The following is a 20,152-nucleotide window of genomic DNA, read 5'->3' as shown; positions in this document are numbered from 1 at the left end:
ACACCTCTATTGCTGCCGGACGGTTTCTCTTGGCTGAGTACATCTACACCATGCGCAAGACGCGCAAGGCGCACGGCGACAAGGTGATTCTCGATGACGTCAACTTGAACTTCCTGCCCGGCGCGAAGATCGGTGTCGTAGGGCCCAACGGTGCCGGTAAGTCCACGGTGCTGAAGATCATGGCGGGCCTGGAGCAGCCGTCCAACGGTGACGCCTTCCTGTCGCCCGGCTTCAGTGTCGGCATCCTCATGCAGGAGCCGAAGCTCGACGAGAACAAGTCCGTCCTGGAGAACGTCCAGGACGGCGCCGCCGAGATCATGGGCAAGCTCAAGCGCTTCAACGAGGTCGCCGAGCTCATGGCGACCGACTACTCCGACGCGCTCATGGACGAGATGGGCAAGCTCCAGGAGGACCTGGACCACGCCAACGCCTGGGACCTCGACGCCCAGCTCGAGCAGGCCATGGACGCCCTGGGCTGCCCGCCCGGCGACTGGCCCGTCAACAACCTCTCCGGCGGCGAGAAGCGCCGTGTGGCGCTCTGCAAGCTCCTCATCGAGGCCCCGGACCTGCTCCTGCTCGACGAGCCCACCAACCACCTCGACGCCGAGTCGGTGAACTGGCTGGAGCAGCACCTCTCGAAGTACGCGGGCGCCGTCGTCGCCGTGACGCACGACCGGTACTTCCTGAACAACGTCGCCGAGTGGATCCTCGAGCTCGACCGCGGCCGCGCCCTGCCCTACGAGGGCAACTACTCCACCTACCTCGACAAGAAGGCCACCCGCCTCAAGGTCGAGGGCCGCAAGGACGAGAAGCGCGCCAAGCGGCTCAAGGAAGAGCTGGAGTGGGTCCGCTCCAACGCCAAGGGCCGGCAGACCAAGTCCAAGGCGCGTCTCGCCCGTTACGAGGAGATGGCGGCCGAGGCGGACAAGATGCGGAAGCTGGACTTCGAGGAGATCCAGATCCCGCCGGGCCCGCGGCTCGGTTCCATCGTCGTCGAGGTCGAGAACCTCTCCAAGGCCTTCGGCGACAAGGTCCTCATCGACGACCTGTCCTTCACGCTCCCGCGCAACGGCATCGTCGGTGTCATCGGTCCGAACGGCGCGGGCAAGACCACGCTGTTCAAGATGATCCAGGGCCTGGAGACGCCGGACTCCGGCGCCATCAAGGTCGGCGACACGGTCAAGATCTCGTACGTCGACCAGTCCCGCGCCAACATCGACCCGAAGAAGACCCTCTGGGCCGTCGTGTCGGACGAGCTGGACTACATCAACGTCGGCCAGGTCGAGATGCCCTCGCGGGCGTACGTCTCCGCGTTCGGCTTCAAGGGCCCGGACCAGCAGAAGCCGGCCGGTGTCCTCTCCGGTGGTGAGCGCAACCGCCTGAACCTGGCGCTGACGCTCAAGGAGGGCGGCAACCTGCTGCTCCTCGACGAGCCCACCAACGACCTCGACGTCGAGACCCTGTCCTCGCTCGAGAACGCCCTGCTGGAGTTCCCCGGAGCAGCGGTGGTCATCTCCCACGACCGCTGGTTCCTGGACCGCGTCGCCACGCACATCCTGGCGTACGAGGGCGACTCCAAGTGGTACTGGTTCGAGGGCAACTTCGAGTCGTACGAGAAGAACAAGGTCGAGCGTCTCGGCGCGGACGCGGCCCGCCCGCACCGTGCCACCTACAAGAAGCTCACGCGAGGCTGATCGACTTGGCCCGTCACATCTACAGCTGCCCGCTGCGCTGGTCGGACATGGATGCCTTCGGCCACGTGAACAACGTGGTCTTCCTCCGCTACCTGGAGGAGGCGCGCATCGACTTCATGTTCCGGCTGGCGCCGGGGGACGGCTCGCCGTCCTTCGCCGGCGGGTCCGTCGTGGCCCGGCACGAGATCGACTACGTGCGCCCGCTGGTCCACCGGCACGCCCCGGTGACCATCGAGTCCTGGGTCACGAAGATCACCGCGGCGTCGCTGACGATCGCCTACGAGGTCAAGGACCCCGACCAGGTGTACGTACGGGCGTCGACGGTCGTCGTGCCCTACAACCTGGCCGAGGAGCGGCCCCGGCGGATCACCGCCGAGGAGAAGCTCTTCCTCCAGGAGTACCTCGACCAGGAGCCCGCCGTCGTATGACAGTGCCCGTACGGTCGCTGCGGTTCGCCGACGCGAGGGAGGCGGCGGACCTCGCCGCCTTCCTCGGCCGGCTCCTGCACTACGACCGGGCCGCCGCCGTCCGTCTCCAGGCGGGCGGCGGCGCGCTGGCCGTCTTCGGCCGGCCGCCGTCGTTCGAGGTCCTCGCGATCCGGACGGCCCGGCTGGCCGGGGACCCCGGCTTCGACGTCACGGTCTCGGCCGGTGAGCTCCTCGAAGCGATCGGCACCGAGGCGGCCGGCGAAGCCCCCTGCCCCCTGCCCGCGCCCGTCACCGGACCGCCGTGGGCCGGGCTGCTGCCGCCGCGCGGCGGCTGGCAGGAGCGCCCCGGGCTGCCGGGCCCCGTCGACCTGCGCACCCGGCTCACCGACGCCGTGGCCGAGTTCCGGTCCCGCGACGCGGCGCTGCCCGAGGACCGGCGCACCCGGGCGGAACGCGACCTGATCGGCCACGACATCTGGTCCCGGACGGTAGGGGACACGGAGCTTCCGCTGCGCGCCGTCCACGCCGCCCAGTCCCTCGGCTTCCTCCGTTCGGCGCCCGACTTCCCCGTAGCGCTGTTCACGGCGGGAGCCTGGCTCCGGCTGCGCACGCCGTTCGGCTCGATCGCGCTGCGCGGCGCGGGCGGCGGCGGCCTCGGCGCGCTCGCCGTGACGGTCGGGACCGTCTGAAGCCGCCCGTCAGGGGCCGTCGGAAGCCGCGAGCCCGGGGCCGTCCGAAGCCGCGAGCCCGCGCCTACTTCTCCGGCGCGTCCGGCCACACCCCGATGTGGTCCTGCTCCAGCTCCAGCATCACCCGGTGCTCCATCCCCAGGGCCTCCGTGTAGTCGGCCGGCAGCTGCAGCCGTCCCGCCCGGTCGAGCATCGCGTACTCCCGCGCCACCTGGGACTCCTGCCCCGTCGCCGCGTCCACCTCGGTGCGTCGCAGCACCTCGGACGACGTGCGGCCGTCGCGGATCGCGACCGTGCGGCGCACCTCGCTCGCCACCGCCTGGTCGTGGGTGACGATGACGATCGTCGTGCCGAGCTCCTCGTTGGCACGCCGGAACGCGGCGAACACCTGCTCGCCGGTCGCGGAGTCCAGCTCACCGGTCGGCTCGTCGGCGAGCAGCACCGACGGGTTGTTGGCCAGGGCCACCGCGATCGCCACCCGCTGCTGCTGGCCGCCGGACATCTGGGCGGGACGGCGGTCGCGGCAGTCCGCGACCTCCAGCATCCCCAGCAACGACTCGGCCCGCGCGGCCCGTTCGCGGTTGCGGCCGCCGCCCCGCAGCTGCATGGGAAGCGTGATGTTCTGTACGGCGGTCAGATACGACAGCAGATTGCGGGAGGTCTGCTGCCAGACGAACCCGACGACGTCGCGGCGGTAGCGCAGCCGCTCCTTCTGCCCCATCGCCAGCAGGTCGCAGCCCGCCACCTTCGCCGACCCGGCCGTGGGGACGTCCAGGCCCGCCAGGATGTTCATCAGGGTCGACTTCCCGCTGCCCGATGCGCCGACCAGGGCCATCAGCTCGCCCTCCGTGACCAGCAGATCGAGCCCTTGGAGCGCCTGCACCTCCACGCCGTCCGTGGAGAAGATGCGCACCAGCCGGTCGCAGGCGATCAGGGCGTCGTGCCCGTACGAAGGCCGGTCACGGCGTGCCGCTGCCCGTTGTTCGAGTTCCGCCAGGGTGGTCTCTGTCGACGATGTCACCGGGTGTCTCCTGCCCTGAGTTCCTTGATCGATCCACGACGGCTCGCCCACCACGCCTGGATTCCGGCCACTGCGGCGGCGAGGACGACCACTCCGGCCGCCGGGAGCACCAGCGACAGGAGGTCGGCCCGCAGCGAAGCGGTGTGAGGCGTCGAGGGGTCGCCGCCGGCCAGTGCCAGCGCGCCCAGATCGACGCCCGGTGCCAGCAGGGCGATGGTCGCCCAGCCGACGAGGAGCCCGCCGAACGCCGCCAGCAGCGCCTGCGGCATCGCCTCGAACGCGAGCAGCCGCCTCCCCTGCCGCGTCGTGAGCCCCATGGTGCGCAGCCGGGCCAGGAGGGTGGTGCGCTCCGGGGCGGTCTGCAACAGGGAGAGGCCCACGGCGAGCAGCGCGTATCCGGCGCCCGCCGCGACCGCGGCCCCGTAGATCCGTTCGGCGCCCGACTGCATCGGGGTGTCCACGAACCGCTCGCGCTCCGCGGACCGCAGCCGCACCCCGTACTCCGGCCCCTCGTCACGGGCGGCGGCCGTCAGCCGGCGCCCGTCGAGCGAGGAACCGGTGACCAGGAGGGTCGTGGGATCCGGCTGGGCGAGCCGCTTCGCGTCGACGATCAGGAACTCGGAACCGTCCACGGCGGAGGTGCGCGTCAGCACCCCGGCGACCCGCACCCTGATGTCACCCGCCTGCGACCGGATGGTGTGCGGCCGCTCACCGAGCCGCTCACCGAGCGCGGGCGAGACGAGCGCGGGAAGCACCTCACCCTGCCCCGCTCCGCCTTCCAGCGCGGCCCCGGGGAAGGCCGGCAGCCCGGTGCCGCGCGCCAGTCGCGCGTACGACTCCGGTTCGACGCCCAGCAGCGTCGCGCGCTTCGTGTCGGACCTGACATCCAGGCCGGCCGCCAGCGGAGTCCCGTACTCGATGCGTACGGGGGTGACGTCCTCGACGCCCTCCACCGCCCGCACCTCACGGACGAAGCCTTCGGAGAGCGCGGCGAGCCCGCCCTCCGCGCTGATCCGGGCGTCCGCGCCGACGGCCCGCAGCGACGCCTCGTCACGGGCGTCCGCGACCCCCGCGAGCACCGAGCCGCCGAACGCGGCGGTGGTCAACGCGATCAGCAGGGCCAGCAGGGGCAGCGTGCCGCTCGACGAGGCCCTGCCCGCACGGGCCAGTGACAGGAAACCGACCGCTCCGCGCAGCCGCGCCACCGGACGGGCCGCCAGCCGCAGCGGGAGCGGATACAGCCGTACGAGCACGAGTGCGGCGATCAGCCCCACCAGGACGGGCGCGGCACTGACCAGCAGATCGGCGCCCGAGCCCGACGATGTGCCACGGCGGCGCAGCGCCGCGACCGCGCCGACCGCCAGGACGAGCAGCGTCAGTTCGGCCACCGTACGGCGGCGGCTCGGCCTGGCGCCCGCCACGTCGTCGCGGGCGCCGTGCAGCAGCGGCCTGCGGTGGCGCAGGGCCGTACGGAGCGGCAGCACCAGGCAGACGAGCGACGCGACGGCGGCCGCACCCGCCACGGCCGGCAGCAACCGGGCCTCGCGGACGAGGAGGACGGCCAGCAGCAGCCCGAGAGCGGCAGCGGGCAGCACGGCCACCGCCGTCTCGGCGAGCAGCCGCCCGCCGATGCCCCGCAGCGAGCCGCCGCGGGAGCGCAGCAGAGCCAGCTCGTGGTGGCGGCGCGCACCGATCAGCCCGCCCGTCATCAGCAGGACGACGGCGGCCACCGCACCGATCCCCACGGCCGCCACCGTGACCACGGGGCCGATCGCGGCGCGCATCGCGGTGTACGCGTCGAGGATCGCGTCCAGGTCCGTGGTGAGCGTCGTGTTGGGCCCCACCAGGGCACGCAGTTTCAGCAGTGCGGGGCCGTTCTCCAGCCCGGCCACGGCGTCCCGGAGCCGTGGGACGTCGGCCGCGACGAGTCCGGAGGCGTCCGGGGCGAGACGCCAGTACAGCTCCGGCTCGCCCATCGTGTCGAGCAGCGCCGGCCCGGTGCCGGGCGCCATGAGCAGAGTTCCCGTCCAGTAGAGGACCGGCGTCGGGGAAGCCGGGTCCTGCGTCAGGGACGGGGCGCGGTAGAGGGGGTCGACCGACCAGTAGCCGCTCTCCGGGTGCAGCGGGGTCACGATGCCCGTGACACGTACGGTCAGCGGCTTCCCGCCCTGGGTGGGCACCGTGAGCGTGGAGCCCGGCTTCATCCTCAGTTCTTTCGCGGTCTCCTCGGTGACGGCCGCCTCCACCTCGCCGGCCGCGGCGGTCACCTCACCGTGGGAGGCGGGCCAGCGCCCGGCGGCCAGCTCGCTGTGCTCGTCGAGCGCCGACGGGACGGCGTAGTGCAGCTGGGGAGGCATCGCGTTGGGACGGGGCAGCCAGGGCTCCTCCGCGACGATCGGCTTCGTGGTGTGCACCCCGTAGGAGGAGAGCGGCAGACCGGCCCGCACGGGGTCGGGAAGCCTCTTCACCAGCGCCCGGTCGATCCCGGCCAGGGCCTCCTCCCGCATGGCCTGCTCCCGCACCGGACGCGCCACATTGAGCGGAGGCGGCGGCGTGGCCACGTCGAGCACGCTCTGCCCGGGCGCCGCCGTCGTGACGTCATGGCGCAGCGCCTTCGTCTCGTACGCGTCCACGGAACGAGGGAACACGGCGGCGAGGAAGGCGGTCAGGAACACCAGGACCGCGAGGGCGGCGGAGACACCGGGGGCGGTGCGCAGCCGCGTGCGCACCCAGGGGGCGCAGGCGGCCGGGTTCTTGGCGGCGTTCATGTCAGTTGTCCCCCTGGTGGCGCAGCGACACCGCGGGATCGGCGCGCCGCAGTGTGATCGCCGCGACGGTCAGCAGCGGCACCGCGGCGACCGACGCGAGCAGGACCGCGACCTCGCCGGCCGGCAGCAGCACCAGTACGTCAGGCACGGGCCTCGCTGCCTGCCCGGTCAGCACGACGAGTGGTACGACGGCCCTGGTGAGCACCGCCCCGAGGGCCGGCCCGATCAGCAGGGCGAGGGCGATCAGGACGCCCTGTTCGGCGGCGGCGGTCCTGGCCAGCCGGCGCCGGGGCGCGCCCAGCGCCCGCAACACGGCGAACTCCGCGGCCCGTTCGCGCTGCGAGCCCACGAGGCCGACGGCGAATCCGACCGCCGCCAGTGCGGCCGCCACCACGGCGACGGCCAGCAGCGCGGACTGCGGTCCCGCTCCCAGCGGGTCGTCCGCCAGCTCCCGCGCCACCTCGTCACGCACCCGCACCTGCGCCGGATCGGTGCCGGGCAGCGCACGCAGCTCGGCGGCCACCTTCGCGCCGTCGCCGGGGGCGGCGCTCAGCCACCACTCGGTGGGCGCCAGGGTGGCACCCGCCCGGTGGGCGAGCACCTCCGACACCGCCTTCAGATCCAGCAGCAGCCCCCCGCCCGGCTTCGTGGACGACTCCTCCGATGCCCCCTCGGGCAGACCGGCGGACGCCCCGGGGCCGGTGGTCGGGAGCTGCCGCACCGACTTCACCAGCTTCACCCGGACCGTGTTGCCCGCCAGCGTGAGGTCGACCTCCTGCCCCGGCTTCGCCCCCGCGTACGTCAGATACGCGTCGGTGGCCACCGCCTTCAGCACGGGGGCCGCGGGACGGGCGGCAGTGATCCGGAGGGTGCCGACCGCGGCGCCGCTGCCCCAGAACGAGTCGTCCGGCAGGGTGGCACCCGTGTCGTACCCGAACGACGGGGCGGCGCCCGATCCGGACACCTCCGCGACCGCCTCCCCGGGGCGGGTCTCACTCCCCTCGGAGACCGTCGCCGCGGCCTTCCAGCGCACTCCGTCAGCAGCCGGCGCCGGCTCCTCACGTCCGTCCGTGGTGCGGGCCCGGAGCCTCGACACGTCGACCAGCCGCTTCTCGGGGCGTACGGCGGGCACCTCCCCGTCCAGCTCGAAGCCGGTCACCGCCAGCTCTCCGGCGGCGGACACGGGGAACGACACGCTGTGCGCGCGGCCGTCGACGGGCACGGTCCCCGCACCGATCCGGTACCCGATGCCGTAACGGTCCTCCAGCAGCACGCTCACCATCGCCGTCGAGGAGGACGGGGACCTGCCGCCGGGCGCCGAGGAGTCACGGATCCGCAGATCGAACAGCACCCGCTCGCTGCCCTCGGGCAGAACCACTCCGGCCCGCACGGTCCTCGGCGGTGCGATCGCGTCGAACAGCTCCTGCGGCGACGCGCCGGACAGGTCCTCGCGCATCAGCATCCGCTCGTCGGCGTGCGCGGTGTCCAGGGCGAGGACCTCGGCCGTCCGGCCGCCGGAGAGATCGGCCGTCGTACGGAAGGCCGGAGCCGCCTCGCGTACACCCGGGAGGTCCGTGTACGCGGCGGCCTTCGCGGGGTCGCCCGACAGCGTGCCCACCATGCGGACCGAGGCGCCCGACCTGAAGTCCGCCTGGTCATCCTGCGATCGGTCCCAGGACGCTCTCTGACCGATGGCCAGCATGCCCATCGCGACCGACAGGACCAGCAGCAGCACCGGGCCCGCGCCCCGGAGCGGCCGGCGGCTGAACTGCCAGCCCGCCAGGGCCGCGGACAGCCCGCGCCCGCCCGCCGCGCGGCGCTCCGCGAGCCGGGCCGCGGGCGGGAGAAGGCGCAGAGTCAGGACCGTGCCCGCGAGCAGGGCCAGCGCGGGAGCGGCGACCAGTAGCGGGTCGATGCCCAGCTCACCCTCCCGGTCGCCGCTGAGCGCACCGCTCCCGGACGCCCCGGTCTGCCGGTCCAGCTGCCAGTACGCCACCCCCGCGATCAGCAGCAGCCCGATGTCGGCGCCCGCCCGCACCGGGCCTGGCAGTGCAGCGGCCCGGGAGCCCCGGCGGCTCCCCGCGCCCGCCGTGAGGGCGGGCGCGACCACGGCGAGCGCGCACGCCAGCGCGACGACGCCCGCCACCAGCCAGACCGTGCCGTCCGCCCCGACGTCGAGCCTCAGACCGATCCTGCCCAGCTCGCTCCGGGCTGCGAGCAGCCGGGTCAGCGGACCGGCGAGCAGCGGCGCGACGACCGCGGCGGGCACCGCGAGCAGCAGCGCCTCGACCGCGGCCAGTGAGGCGATCCGGCCCCTCGACCCGCCCCGGGCCCGCAGCAGTTCGGTCTCGCCGCCCCGCTCGCTGCTCAGCAGCCTGGCCACGAGCAGCAGGGCGTAACCGGCGAGCAGGACCAGCTGCACCGCGACGATCATGATCGTGGAGCGGGACACCAGCAGCGCCCGGTCGATCTGGCCGATGACGGTCGGCAGCGAGGTCCGCACCGTGGCCTCGCCGCCGAAGACCGGGGAGGCGGACAGCGCCTCGGGCCCGTCCGCCGACGCCCGGCGCAGCGCCTCGGTCCGGCCGGTGGTCACCGTACGGAAGTCGGCGGCGGCCAGCCAGGACACCGGACCCGCGCTGACCCGGCCGGAAGCGAGCACCGCCGGGTCTGCGAGCAGGGGACCGTACGTGGTGAAGACGACCTTGCGGGCGCCGCGCCCGCCGAGCGGGTCCAGCTGCCAGTACGGGTCGTTCAGGTCGGACGCCTCGTACAGGCCGGTGATCTCGACCGGCAGCGACGTCTCCTTCAGCCGGTCGGTGAGGGTGAGGCGGGAACCCGGCTTCAGCTTCAGCGCCTCGGCGGCGGGGCGGGGCAGCGCGACCTGCACGCGTCCCTTCGCGTCCCCCGCCCCGGCGTCCGGCAGACGCCCCGCCGTGAGACGGATCCGGCTGCGGTCGAGCGAGGCGAGATGCGTCAGATCGGGCTGGTCGCGCCGTGCGGCGGGCGCCTGGAGACCGTCCGGCAGCGCGTACGACCCCGAACTCTCCAGCTTCCGTACGGTCACCGGCAGCCCGTCGAATGTGTCGCGGGCGGCCCGGCGCACCGCGGCGTCGGCCTCGTCCCGCTGCTCGCGGTCCACGTCGGCGGAGACGAGGAGCGCGGCCTGCGCGGCGGAACGGTGGGTGAGCGTGTGCCGCAGGGCGGCATCGCCCATGGAACCCGAGAACGCGGTGAGCGCGGCCAGCACACAGGTGGTGAGCAGCACGGCCAGGACCGCGGCGGAGAGCAGGAGCCGGTGCGCGCGCACCCGCAGAAGGACGAACCCCGTCACCTGATCCCCCGAACCCTCAGCAGCCGCACGCCTCGCACGCCCCCCGGCGTGTACCGGATGCTTTCAGAGTGCACGGGCTCCTGGAAACCGCTTGCGGGTGCACCTTGATGCGATCGTGACCGTTATGCGGCTCTGGAGTACCGGATTCCGCACATGGTTCAGCCCGCGGTATTGATCATCGAGGCGGCCGCGTAGGTGAGGTACTCCCACAACTGCCGCTCCTGCTCCGGAGGGAGACCGAGCTCGTCGAGGGCCACCCGCATGTGGCCGAGCCAGGCGTCGTGCGCCGCCCGGTCCACCTGGAACGGGGCGTGCCGCATCCGCAGCCGGGGGTGCCCCCGCTGGTCGCTGTAGGTGCGGGGCCCGCCCCAGTACTGCATGAGGAACAGTGTGAACCGTTCCTCCGCGGGGCCCAGATCCGCCTCCGGGTACATCGGTCGCAGCAGCGGGTCGTCCGCGACGCCCTGGTAGAAGCGGTGGACCAGGCGTCGGAAGGTCTCCTCGCCGCCGACCTGCTCGTAGAAGGTCTGCTCCTGAAGCGTGTCGCGCGGAATCTCTGTCACCCGTCCATCGTCGCAGACACAGCGGCCGAGGTCAGGAGTCCTAGGACTCCTGACCCCGGCCGGCTCCGGTGGTTCAGTCGCGGCGGACCGTGATCGTCGTCCAGGCCCCCACGTGCACCTGGTCACCGTCGTGGAGCGGGACGGGGACATAGGGCTGGATCGGGTCCTCGGCGCCGTTGAGCGTGGTGCCGTTGGTGGAGTTCTGGTCGACGACGGCCCAGGTGCCGTCCGGCTGCTGCACCAGCACGGCGTGCTGGTGCGAGACGCCCGGGTCCTCCGGCGGCACGGCGAGATCGATGTCGGGGGACTCGCCGGTGCTGTGCCGGCGGCGGCCGATGGTGATCTGGCTGCCGGTGAGCGGAAGGTGCTGCTCCGGGGAGTACGCGGGCAGGTTGAGCCCGGTCGCCTCGGGGCCGCTGCGTTGCATCATCGCCAGGAAGTAGTCACGGTCCGGGCCGATGACGGCCTTCCAGCTGACCGTTCCCTGCTCCAGGCCGCCCTGGGCGGGACCCTGGCCGGGAAACTGCTGCTGCGGCGAATGAGGCGCCCGAGGTGCCTGCGGCGTCTGCGGACCCTGCTGGAAGGCCTGCGGATGCTGTTGCTGCTGTGAGGGCGGCGGCAGCATCCAGTCGTCGTCGCCACCGGGCTGCGGCGCCTGCGGACGCTGGGGCGCGGGCGGCGCGGACTGCTGCTGGAACGACGGCGGGGGAGGAGGGCCCTGCCGCTGCGGTTCGAACGGCGAGGACGGAGCACCCTGCTGACCGGCACCCTGCGGGCCCTGCCCCTGCTGGCCACCCTGGCCGGGTCCCTGCTGGCCGGGGACCTGCTGGCCCGGCCGGCCCTGGGGATCGAACGGCGAAGCGGAGCCCTGCTGACCGGGCCCCTGCGAGCCCGGGCCCTGCGAGCCGGGACCCTGCTGGCCAGGCCCCTGCTGGCCAGGCCCCTGCCCCTGCCCCTGTGCATCGAACGGGGACGGCGACTGCTGCTGGAACGACGGCGGAGGCGGCGGCCCCTGCTGGAAGGAGGGCGGGGGTGGCGGCGGACCGGGGCGGCTGCCCTGCTCGGGCGCGAGCGGTTCGGCCGGCCGGTTCATCTGCGAAGGCCGGGAGCCCTGGTATTCGAACGGGTCCCGCTGCTGCTGCGGCGGCGGGCCCTGCTGTGACTGGAAGCCGGGCGGCAGGTTCAGGCCCGGCGCCGGGCCACCCGCGCCGCCCTGCGGGGCCAGTGGCGTGTACGACGTCGCCGTGTTCGTGAGGAAGTTCCAGCGGCACTCCTCGCAGTACGGCGCCATCGCCTCGCGCGGGGTACGGCACTGCGGGCAGAGCTCGGCCTGTGCGGTCGGCTCCCCGGTGCCGGACACCGGGGGATAGCCGTAACCCGGTGCGGGCGGCGGGGGAGGCGGCGGGACCGCGCCCGTGGGCGCGCCCGTCCCGGCCATGCGGTGTCCGCAGACCTCGCACCAGTCCTCGGAACCCGACTGGTGTCCGTTCGGGCAGGTCGGCATGTCGGCGCTTCCCCCTCTCCTCGTCCGGCCCGGAGGCCGCCATGCTGTTCGGTGCGCCGTCCGGTCGGCCGGGGCGGCTCTCCGTACGGTCGGTTCACTGTCGTCCGTGTCGCTATTTCTTGACGCGGACTGTCTTGGTCGAGCGCGTTTCGAGTGTCATCTCGTCCGCCTCCGCGACCCTCGCTTTCAGTCGCACAGTACCGGTCGCCGCGTCGACGACGTCGACCACCTTCGAAAGCAGTTTCGCAGTATCCGCGTTTCCGGAGTGCGACGCGAGCTGCACGGCACGGCCCAGTTTGGCTGTCGCGCCGTCGAAGTCGCCCGATTTACGCGCATCAAGTCCCTGCTGGATGACTTGTGCCAGTTCCGCCTGCCCTGTGTAGTGCGCCACCTGGGGGTTGATCGAGGTGGACGCGACCATGTCATCCGTCCACACGGCCCGGACGAGCCCCTGGGAGAGCGTCTGCGGGGCGCCACCGCCGGACGGAGGCGGCAGGATCAGCGAGACCCGGGCCGCCAGCATCTCCTGGCCGATCCCGGCCTCCGGGACCCTGACGCACACGTGGTAGTCCCGGGACTCGTCGCCCCAGGAACCGGTCGGGTAGTCGCCCGCGCGGGGGCCCGCCGCGGTGCGGCGGTCGCTCAGATCGGCGACCGCGGGAGCCACCTGCTTGACGAAGACGATCTCCACACCGACGGGCGTCCAGAGCCGCAGCGCCACGTCCGCGACCTCCTTGCCCATCGCGTTCTCCATCATCCGCGTGAAGTCCGCGGCCAGCCCCGCGGGGTCCGCGACGATGTCCGCCGTGCCGAGCAGGGCGGAGGCGATCGCTGTGACCTCTTTCACCTCCCAGTCGGTGCCCACACCTCTCGCGTCACACGTGAACCGGCCCGCACAGGAGTCCAGAGCCGCCCGCAGATCCTCCGGGGACTCGTGCTCGTTGCGTCCGTCGGTGAGGAGGATGCCGTGCCGGATGCCCACCTCGGCGGCTCCGAGCAGCCGGTCGGCCAGCCGCAGCCAGGTACCGATCGCCGTGCCACCGCCCGCGCTCAGCCGGCGCAGGGCCTCCTTCGCCTGGGCCTTGGTCCCCGGATCGGCCGTCGCCAGCTGCCCGTTGCCCGGGTACACGTCCTTGGCCACATGCGTCCCCGCGACCACGGCGAATCGTGTGCCGTCCCGCAGGGTGTCGATGGCCGCCGCCGTCGCGTCGCGGGCGTTGCGCATCTTCGTCGGCGGGTAGTCCATCGAGCCCGAACAGTCGACCATGAGCACCACGGCGGCGCCCGGCGCCTGCCCCGGGAGGCGGCCCGCTGCCGGCACACCGTCGGCCAGCGGCACACCGCCGGTCGTCCCTCCGCCCGTGGACGTCACGGTGACGATCGCGTTGACTTCGCGGCCGCCCTCGGGGAGGAATTCGTTCTGGTACACCTCGACGGAGAACTGCGGCACGCTTGACTTGGAGAAGTTGGCCATCTGATCGGCTCCTCGATGCTCCACATATGTCGGACGAAGACAGGTGGGCGGACAGAGTTCAGGGCGTAGGAAGCGGGCGCGGGGCACGGAGCGCGGGGCGGGAAGGACGCGGGACAGGGCGGTCCGCCGGCCGGCAGCCGGCGGACCGCGAGCGGCTCAGGCCGATCCTGCCCCCGGCGCCGCCACGGCGAACGGCAGCAGCGCCACTGTTACGTTGTCGTGGCCCCCACCGTCGAGGGCGTGACCGACCAGCACCTGGGCGCCGTGCAGAGGCCGTTCGTACGCGTCCGCCGGCACGGCCGCGGCCATCTCCGCCGCCGACTCCGCGTAGTTCCACAGGCCGTCGGTGCACACCACCACCAGGCCGGGCCGGTCGGGCTTGAACGACGCGGTGTGCGGCTCCAGTTCGTACGCGTCGGCACCGAGCCAGCCCGTGATGGCGTGGGCGCGCTCGTCGGCGTACGCCTCCGCCTCGTTCATCAGGCCGGTCGCCACCATCTGCGCCGCCCAGGAGTCGTCCTCGGTGAGCCGGGCCGGCGGCTGGGAGCGGTCCTCGGGGACCCAGTAGACACGGCTGTCGCCGACCCAGCCGACGACCAGCAGACCGCCCGCCATGATCGCGCCGACCAGGGTGCAGGCCGGGGCGTTCTGATGGCGGTGCTGATCATGCTCCATCGCCCGACCGGGCTCCTGGGCCAGGGCGTTGACGGCCTCGGACGCGGCGAGGATCGCCTCGTGCATCGCCTGCTGCGCGTGCGTGCCGCGCGGCAGCGACTCCAGCAGCGACTCGTTGGCGGCGCTCGCCGCCGCGGCCGACGCCTCGTCGGGGCGGCTCGCCGACGAGACGCCGTCGCACACGATGGCGACGACGGCCGGTGAACCGTCCGGCAGCGCGGTGGAGGACACCGCGAACGCGTCCTCGTTGCGGTGGTGGCGCAGACCCCGGTCGCTGACCGCGGCCACCGAGCCGAGCTCCTGTTCCATGTGGTCGCGCTCACGGGGCTGGGCATGACCGCAGTTCTCGCAGTAACCGTCGGTGTCCACACGACCCGAGCGGCAGGCCACACAGACCTTGGCACCGGACGCCACCCCGCCGGCGGCGGCGTGCTCCGCGGTACGGGGGTCGGGGGCGGCCAGTTCGAAGTCGCCGGCGGCGCCGGTCCGGGCGGCTCCCTGCGGGGCGTCCGGACCGTCGTAGCGGACCGCCGCCACCTCCCCCGCGGCGGGCAGGGGCCTGCCGCCCGAGTCCACCCCCGGGAGATCGGCCGGGCGGTGCGTGGGTGCCGGCAGGTCGGAGCTGTCCGTCTCGGAGGCGGGGGGCCACTCCACAGGACCGCCGCCGGCAGGCGCTCCCGGGCCCTGCCCGGGCACCGTGATGGCGACCGTCGGGCGGTCGGCGGGCGGCGCCGGCACGGCCGAGAGGTCGTACCCGCACGCTCCGCAGAACAGGTCGCCCGGCTCCAGCGGTTCCTCGCAGCTGGGGCACCCCGGCAAGGAGGGCTGCTGGTGGCTCTCTGACATCTTCACACCCAGGTCCGGGGGCGGAAACGGTTGGCCCGCTCCACCAGTTCGATCCTCTCGTCGCCCCGCTGCGCGAGCCGGGCGAGCATCCGGTACGAGCGTTCGAGGCCGAACCTGAGGCCCCGCTCGTCCAGCTCGCTGCCGAGCACCGTCCTCGGCCCCGCGGCTGCGGGAGAGGTCGGAGCCGACGGCTGAGCCGTGGGACTACCGGAGAGTACCCAGTCGAGCGCCGTGCCGAGTACCTCGGTCGACAACTGCTCACGTCTCACCGCGTCCAGGCCGTAGTCCCGCAGCGCGGTCACCTGGTCGGCGGCGGCCGACAGGTCGTCCATCAGCGGCTCGTGCGGTGCGCGTTCACGGAGCCGGGCCCGCACCGCGGCGACCCGGGCCGCCGTGTAGTGGATCGACGACTCGGGCACGGACTCCAGGGTGCGCACCGCGGCGGGCCGGTCCCCGGCGGCGATCTGCACCCGGGCCAGACCGAACGCCGAGCTGACGAAGCTCGGGTCCGTCGACCACACCAGGCGGTAGTACTCCGCGGCGTTGTCCAGCTGCCCCAGCACCTCCGCGCAGACGCCCAGCGCGAGCTTCGGCGCGGGCTCGCCCGGGAAGGCGTCGTAGACCGCGTCGAAGGACAGCGCGGCGTTCTCGTTGTCACCGGTCACCAGCGAGGTGATCCCGCGGTACCAGACCACCCGCCAGTCGTCCTGGTGCTGGGCCTCCACCGCCGTCAGCGCCCGCACCGCGGAGTCGAGTTCACTCATCTCCAGGCGGGCACGGAGCTCCCGCAGCCGGGTCTCGAGCGAGGCCGCGGGCACGGAGTGCAGGGCGGAGATCAGCTCCGCGGGCGCCGACGTCATCACCCCGGCGAGGAAACCGGCGTTGGGGTCGTTCGGATCGACCCGGGGCACGGGCAGGGCCAGCGAGGTCGCCCGTGCGTCGAACGCGGCGAGCCGGGGGGCGGCACCCGGGACCACGGCCGGGAGCGCGCCGGGCCCCTGGACCGGCGCGCGAGGAGCTGGAACAGCCGCCGGGGGGCGTTCGTACGCCGCCGGGCCGCCGCCCCGGACGTGGGTGTCGGGCGCGTACAGCGGAGCGGCGCCGGGCGGTGCGCCCTGCGGCGCGGGGGCGACGGGCGGGGCGGCCGCCAGGGACGGGGCCGGGAGCGTGGCTGCCGCCACCGCACGCCGGCGTCCGAGGCGTCCCGCGCCGCCGGACGGGCCCGTCCGGGCGCCGAGCCGCGACACCTCACCGGCCGGCTCCGCGAACAACGCCGTGTCCGTCACCCGCGTCTCCGTACCGAACAGGGTCGAGAGCGCCGGGCGCGGGCGCCCCGTCTGCAGGGCGACCATCTCCCGCAGCACACCCGTCAGCTGCTCCGCCATCTCCGCGGCCGAGGAGAACCGCCGGGCCGGATCCGGGTCCGTGGCCCGCACGAGCAGCCGGTAGAACGACTCGTACCTCCGGAACACCTCGATGTTGTCCGGGTCGGGGAGCGAGTCCACGAAGACGTTCGTGTAGCCCTGGAAGTCGAAGGTCAGCACCGCGAGGGTCCGCGCGACCGTGTAGAGGTCGGAGGCGACGGACGGGCCGACCTCGGCCACCTCGGGCGCCTGGTAGCCGACGGTGCCGTAGATGGCCGACTCGTCGTCGTCCATCCTGCGCACCGCGCCCATGTCGATGAGCTTGAGCTGGTCCTCGGTCTGGATCGCGTTGTCGACCTTGAAGTCGCAGTACAGCACGTTGCGGCTGTGCAGGTGGCCGAGCGCCTCCAGCGCCTCGATGCCGTACGCGCAGGCCTGTTCGACCGGCAGCGGATCCCGCTTCCCGGCGGGTGTGCGGCGCTCGTTGGCGATCTCCTTGAGCGACTTCCCGCCGACGTACTCCATGACGATGTAGCCGTCCAGCGAACCGGTGCGCTGGTCCAGGTGTTCCACGAAGTTGTAGATGCGGACGATGTTGGAGTGCTCGATCTCCGCGAGGAAGCGCCGCTCGGAGATCGCCGCCGCCATGGCGTCCTGGTCCCCGGTGTCCAGCAGACCCTTGAGAACCACCCAGCGGTCGGAGACCGCCCTGTCCACCGCGAGATAGACCCAGCCGAGCCCGCCGTGTGCCAGGCAGCCCGCCACCTCGTACTGCCCGTGCACGACGTCACCACCACGCAGCTTGGGCACGAAGGAGTACGGGTGACCGCACTTGGTGCAGAACCCCTCGGTACGGCCCGGCCGCTCCCCACGGGCACGGCCCACCGGCGCACCGCAGTCGGAGCGCGAGCAGAACCGCTTCCGCTCGGGGACCTCCGGGTTCTCCATCACCGCCGTGTGCGGGTCGGGCCGCGGCACGTCCGGCACGAGCACCAGGCCCGCGCCCAGCCGGCCGCGCCCGGAGGAGGAACCCGTCGAGGCACCCGAGGAGCGCACCGACACCGAGTGGGACGTGGCGCTGCCGGAGAGGGAGCGGGAGAGCCGCCCGGACACCGAGCGCCGGGAGGTCGACGAGCGGGACGAGGAGCGCGCGGACGCCTGCGAACCGGTCCGCTGCGAGGTGCTGCTGCTTCCCCGGCCGCCCGCCGCCCTGCCACCGCCCGCGATGCCGGTGGGCGGTGAACTCACCATGCCCGTCGGCGACACGACCGGCGCGAGGCCGCAGGTGTCGCAGTACAGCTCGCCGCCGCCCATGTCCTCGTAGCCGCCCTCGCACGTGGGGCGCTGGCACTGCGTACTCATGATGTCTCCCCCTGTCCGTCGTACTCGCCCCGACGGCGCGGTGTCAGCAGATCGGTGGCGGCCTGCTGGTAGCGCAGCACCGCCTGTTCGGCGACGCGCAGATCGCACGGGGCGCTCCACAGCATCCGCCGGGCCGCGTCGTACCGCTCGATGAGGAACGGGTCCTCGGCCAGGCCGTGCCGGGCCACCTTCGCCTTGTACGCGTCCAGCCTGCCGCGTAGCTCCGCCCGGACCGCGAGCGGCCCCGTGACGGACGTCAGTGACTCCCGGGCGCGCAGCAGTTCGTCCTCGGCCTCCCGCTCCAGCGATTCCAGCAGAGGCGACAGCCGGTTCCACTGGGCGTGCCTGCGGTACGCCGAGGCAGTCGCGAGCCGCTCCTGCAACACGGTCGGCGGTCCGCTGACCGCGGGCACCTCGGACGCGGCGATCTTCGCCAGCACCTCGCCGCGCGCCAACCGGGCCTCGGCGAGCGTACGGTTCGCGCGCGACAGCAGGTCACGCACCTGCATCAGGCGCTGCTCGGCGTCCTGCCGGACCGCCAGCACCGCTTCGATCTCCCGGCGCACGTCCTCCAGGGCCAGGGCCGCGCGGTCGTAGCGCGTGGTGTCGGGCCGCCCTCCGCCGGGCGCGGCACTGCCGGGGCCCGGCACCCAGAACGCCAGTGGATCCGAGATCACCTGCTTCCGCAGCGTGGCCAGCTCCTCGGCGATCGACTCCAGGTCGTCACCGGCCGGGTGCTCCCCGGGCCGCACCCCGACGGAGTGCGCCAGAGAGCCGGTGCGGCGCAACTCGGCGGCCAGCAGGTCGATCCGGGCGGGCAGCGCCGACCAGACGGAGTCCGACGCGAGGACCATGTCCAGTGCCTGGGCGTACAGGTCGTTCATCCGGGCGACCAGGTCCTCCAGCGTGAACCGCTCGGAGAGCCGGGCCGGGCCGGTGAGCGAGACGCCGGGGCCGGGCGCTCCCTGGTTCGCCACGGTCACACCGTCGCCGCGCAGCAGGTCGGTCAGGGCCACCAGGTCGCTCCTGCCGGGGTAGCGGCGCCTGGCCCGGATCTCACGGGCCGAGGCCAGCGCACCGGCGTAGGCGTCGAAGTACCGCCAGAGCAGCGTGATCGACCGCTTGGTCGAGCTCCAGCGCTCCTTGGTGACACCGGCCAGAGTGGCGCCCTCCAGGAGCCGGCGGCCGGCATGTTCCTCCAGGGCGAGGAGCGACGTCTCGATGGCCTCGTGCTCCGCACCGAGCCGGGCCAGCGCACGGTCCGCCTCGTCCCGGTCCATGACCGGGCCGGGGGGCCTCCCCGCGAAACCGGGGAAGGATCCCGCCACGCCCATCGATCACCTCTCCGTTCCGGCCGCCGGACCTCAGGGCCCGGACAGGTTCAGTTGCTGCGGTACTTGGGGGCAGGGGGGCCCTTGATGCCGGGCAGCCCCTCCTCCAGCCAGGTGCGGTACGACGTCATCCAGGGGCTCTGCGCCCCGCCCTGGCGGTAATCGGCCAGGACCTGGTTGACCCGGGCCACCAGGTCGTCGGCGCCGAGCTTCGCGGCCACGCCGTAGTACTCGGTGGTGAACGGCTTGTCGCCCTTGAGCTCCACCGCGGGGTCCTGGGCCGCCTGGCCGGCCGCCAGCGCGTTGTCCGTGACCACCGCGTCGACCTCGCCGAGCTGCAGCCGTACCAGGCAGTCGAGCTGGTTGGGGACGGTCAGCCGGTCCTCGTCCAGCTCGGTGCCGTCGTGCTCGTCCTCGAAGACCGCGCCGAAGGACTTCTCGTTCAGCGCGTCGTACGCCGTCGAGCCCTCCGCCGTGCAGACACGCTTGCCCTTGAGCGACTCGTCGTAGCCGGTGATCGTCGACTTCCTGGGCGCCAGGACCTGCTGGCCTGCCTGGAAGTAGGCCGTGGAGAACGCGACCTGTTCGGCCCGCTTGCAGTTGATCGTCATCGTGCGCACGACGACGTCGACCTTGTCGTTCTCCAGCGCGTCGATGCGCTGGTTGGTGGGGATGGCACGGAAGATCACCGCGTCGCGGTCGCCGAGGATGTTCTCCGCGATGGCCCGCACCAGGTCGATGTCGAAGCCTTCGAGCGTGCCGGACTCGGCCTCCGGGTCCCGGTAGCCCCACCGGAAGCTGTTCTGGTCGACACCCGCTATCAGCTTGCCGCGCTTCTTGATCTTCTCGATGCTCGGGCCGTCGGCGCTCGACGCCGGCAGGCTCGCCTCCGGGTCCTCGCACTCCTCGGCCTTCGTGGGCACCGCGGAGGTGGCGCCCTGCCCCGTGTGCAGCCCGCCCAGCGTCCCCTCGCCGTGCGCCAGCGGCAGCAGGGTGAGCGAGGCCGTGACGGCACAGGCCACCGCCATGCCCGTCACACCGCCCCAGCCGCGCAGTCTGCTCCGTGCGGCCCAGCCCTTCGGCCTGGTCATCGCTCGTC

Annotated in this window: 13 protein-coding genes; 3 read left to right on the top strand and 10 right to left on the bottom strand. The window is 73.2% G+C overall.

Annotation, left to right across the window (positions count from 1 at the left end; all coding sequences use genetic code 11):
- Positions 1-29: 29 nt before the first annotated feature.
- The 3 genes from ettA to ACZ32T_RS04440 are packed head-to-tail and all read left to right on the top strand — an operon-like array spanning position 30 to position 2,811.
- On the top strand, positions 30-1,694 hold the full coding sequence (ettA, locus tag ACZ32T_RS04450; protein ID WP_104785750.1) for an energy-dependent translational throttle protein EttA: 1,665 nt from the start codon (positions 30-32) through the stop codon (positions 1,692-1,694).
- 5 nt (positions 1,695-1,699) lie between these two features.
- Entirely contained in the window at positions 1,700-2,122 is a 423-nt protein-coding gene (locus ACZ32T_RS04445) for an acyl-CoA thioesterase (RefSeq protein ID WP_467262753.1), read from the top strand.
- On the top strand, positions 2,119-2,811 hold the full coding sequence (locus ACZ32T_RS04440) for a DUF8010 domain-containing protein (RefSeq protein ID WP_467262752.1): 693 nt from the start codon (positions 2,119-2,121) through the stop codon (positions 2,809-2,811). Before ACZ32T_RS04445 ends, ACZ32T_RS04440 begins: the two co-directional genes overlap by 4 nt.
- Before the next feature lie 64 nt (positions 2,812-2,875).
- On the opposite strand, the gene ACZ32T_RS04435 is transcribed toward ACZ32T_RS04440, so the two are convergent.
- From ACZ32T_RS04435 to ACZ32T_RS04390, 10 genes are all read right to left on the bottom strand, one after another.
- The gene (locus ACZ32T_RS04435) at positions 2,876-3,832 is read right to left on the bottom strand and encodes an ABC transporter ATP-binding protein (RefSeq protein ID WP_467365268.1); all 957 of its coding nucleotides are present in this window, start codon (positions 3,830-3,832) and stop codon (positions 2,876-2,878) included.
- Entirely contained in the window at positions 3,829-6,600 is a 2,772-nt protein-coding gene (locus ACZ32T_RS04430; protein WP_467365266.1) for an ABC transporter permease, read from the bottom strand. The genes ACZ32T_RS04435 and ACZ32T_RS04430 overlap by 4 nt, the downstream gene beginning before the upstream one ends.
- Position 6,601: 1 nt before the next feature.
- Positions 6,602-9,934, bottom strand: a complete 3,333-nt coding sequence (locus ACZ32T_RS04425; RefSeq protein ID WP_467365264.1) for an FtsX-like permease family protein — start codon at positions 9,932-9,934, stop codon at positions 6,602-6,604.
- Positions 9,935-10,092: 158 nt separating this feature from the next.
- Positions 10,093-10,497 (bottom strand): globin, encoded by a 405-nt coding sequence (locus ACZ32T_RS04420; protein WP_362937074.1) that lies wholly within the window; start codon positions 10,495-10,497, stop codon positions 10,093-10,095.
- A 73-nt stretch (positions 10,498-10,570) separates the two neighbouring features.
- Positions 10,571-12,001 carry an FHA domain-containing protein gene (locus ACZ32T_RS04415; protein ID WP_467365262.1) on the bottom strand — a complete coding sequence of 477 codons (1,431 nt, stop codon included), beginning with the start codon at positions 11,999-12,001 and terminating at the stop codon, positions 10,571-10,573.
- Between the two features lie 112 nt (positions 12,002-12,113).
- Positions 12,114-13,475 (bottom strand): vWA domain-containing protein, encoded by a 1,362-nt coding sequence (locus tag ACZ32T_RS04410; RefSeq protein WP_467262744.1) that lies wholly within the window; start codon positions 13,473-13,475, stop codon positions 12,114-12,116.
- A gap of 156 nt (positions 13,476-13,631) precedes the next feature.
- On the bottom strand, positions 13,632-14,996 hold the full coding sequence (locus ACZ32T_RS04405; protein ID WP_467365260.1) for a PP2C family serine/threonine-protein phosphatase: 1,365 nt from the start codon (positions 14,994-14,996) through the stop codon (positions 13,632-13,634).
- A gap of 2 nt (positions 14,997-14,998) precedes the next feature.
- Positions 14,999-17,722, bottom strand: a complete 2,724-nt coding sequence (locus ACZ32T_RS04400) for a serine/threonine-protein kinase (RefSeq protein ID WP_467365257.1) — start codon at positions 17,720-17,722, stop codon at positions 14,999-15,001.
- Positions 17,719-19,056 (bottom strand): coiled-coil domain-containing protein, encoded by a 1,338-nt coding sequence (locus ACZ32T_RS04395; RefSeq protein WP_467262738.1) that lies wholly within the window; start codon positions 19,054-19,056, stop codon positions 17,719-17,721. Before ACZ32T_RS04395 ends, ACZ32T_RS04400 begins: the two co-directional genes overlap by 4 nt.
- A 47-nt stretch (positions 19,057-19,103) precedes the next feature.
- A complete protein-coding gene (locus ACZ32T_RS04390) occupies positions 19,104-20,144 on the bottom strand; it encodes a glutamate ABC transporter substrate-binding protein (protein ID WP_467262736.1) in 1,041 nt (346 codons plus the stop codon).
- Positions 20,145-20,152: the final 8 nt, after the last annotated feature.

It is taken from the genome of Streptomyces sp. NPDC023573, assembly GCF_055559735.1.
The sequence above is the reverse complement of the archived record's forward strand: the minus strand, read 5'-3'. Positions and strand labels throughout refer to the sequence as shown.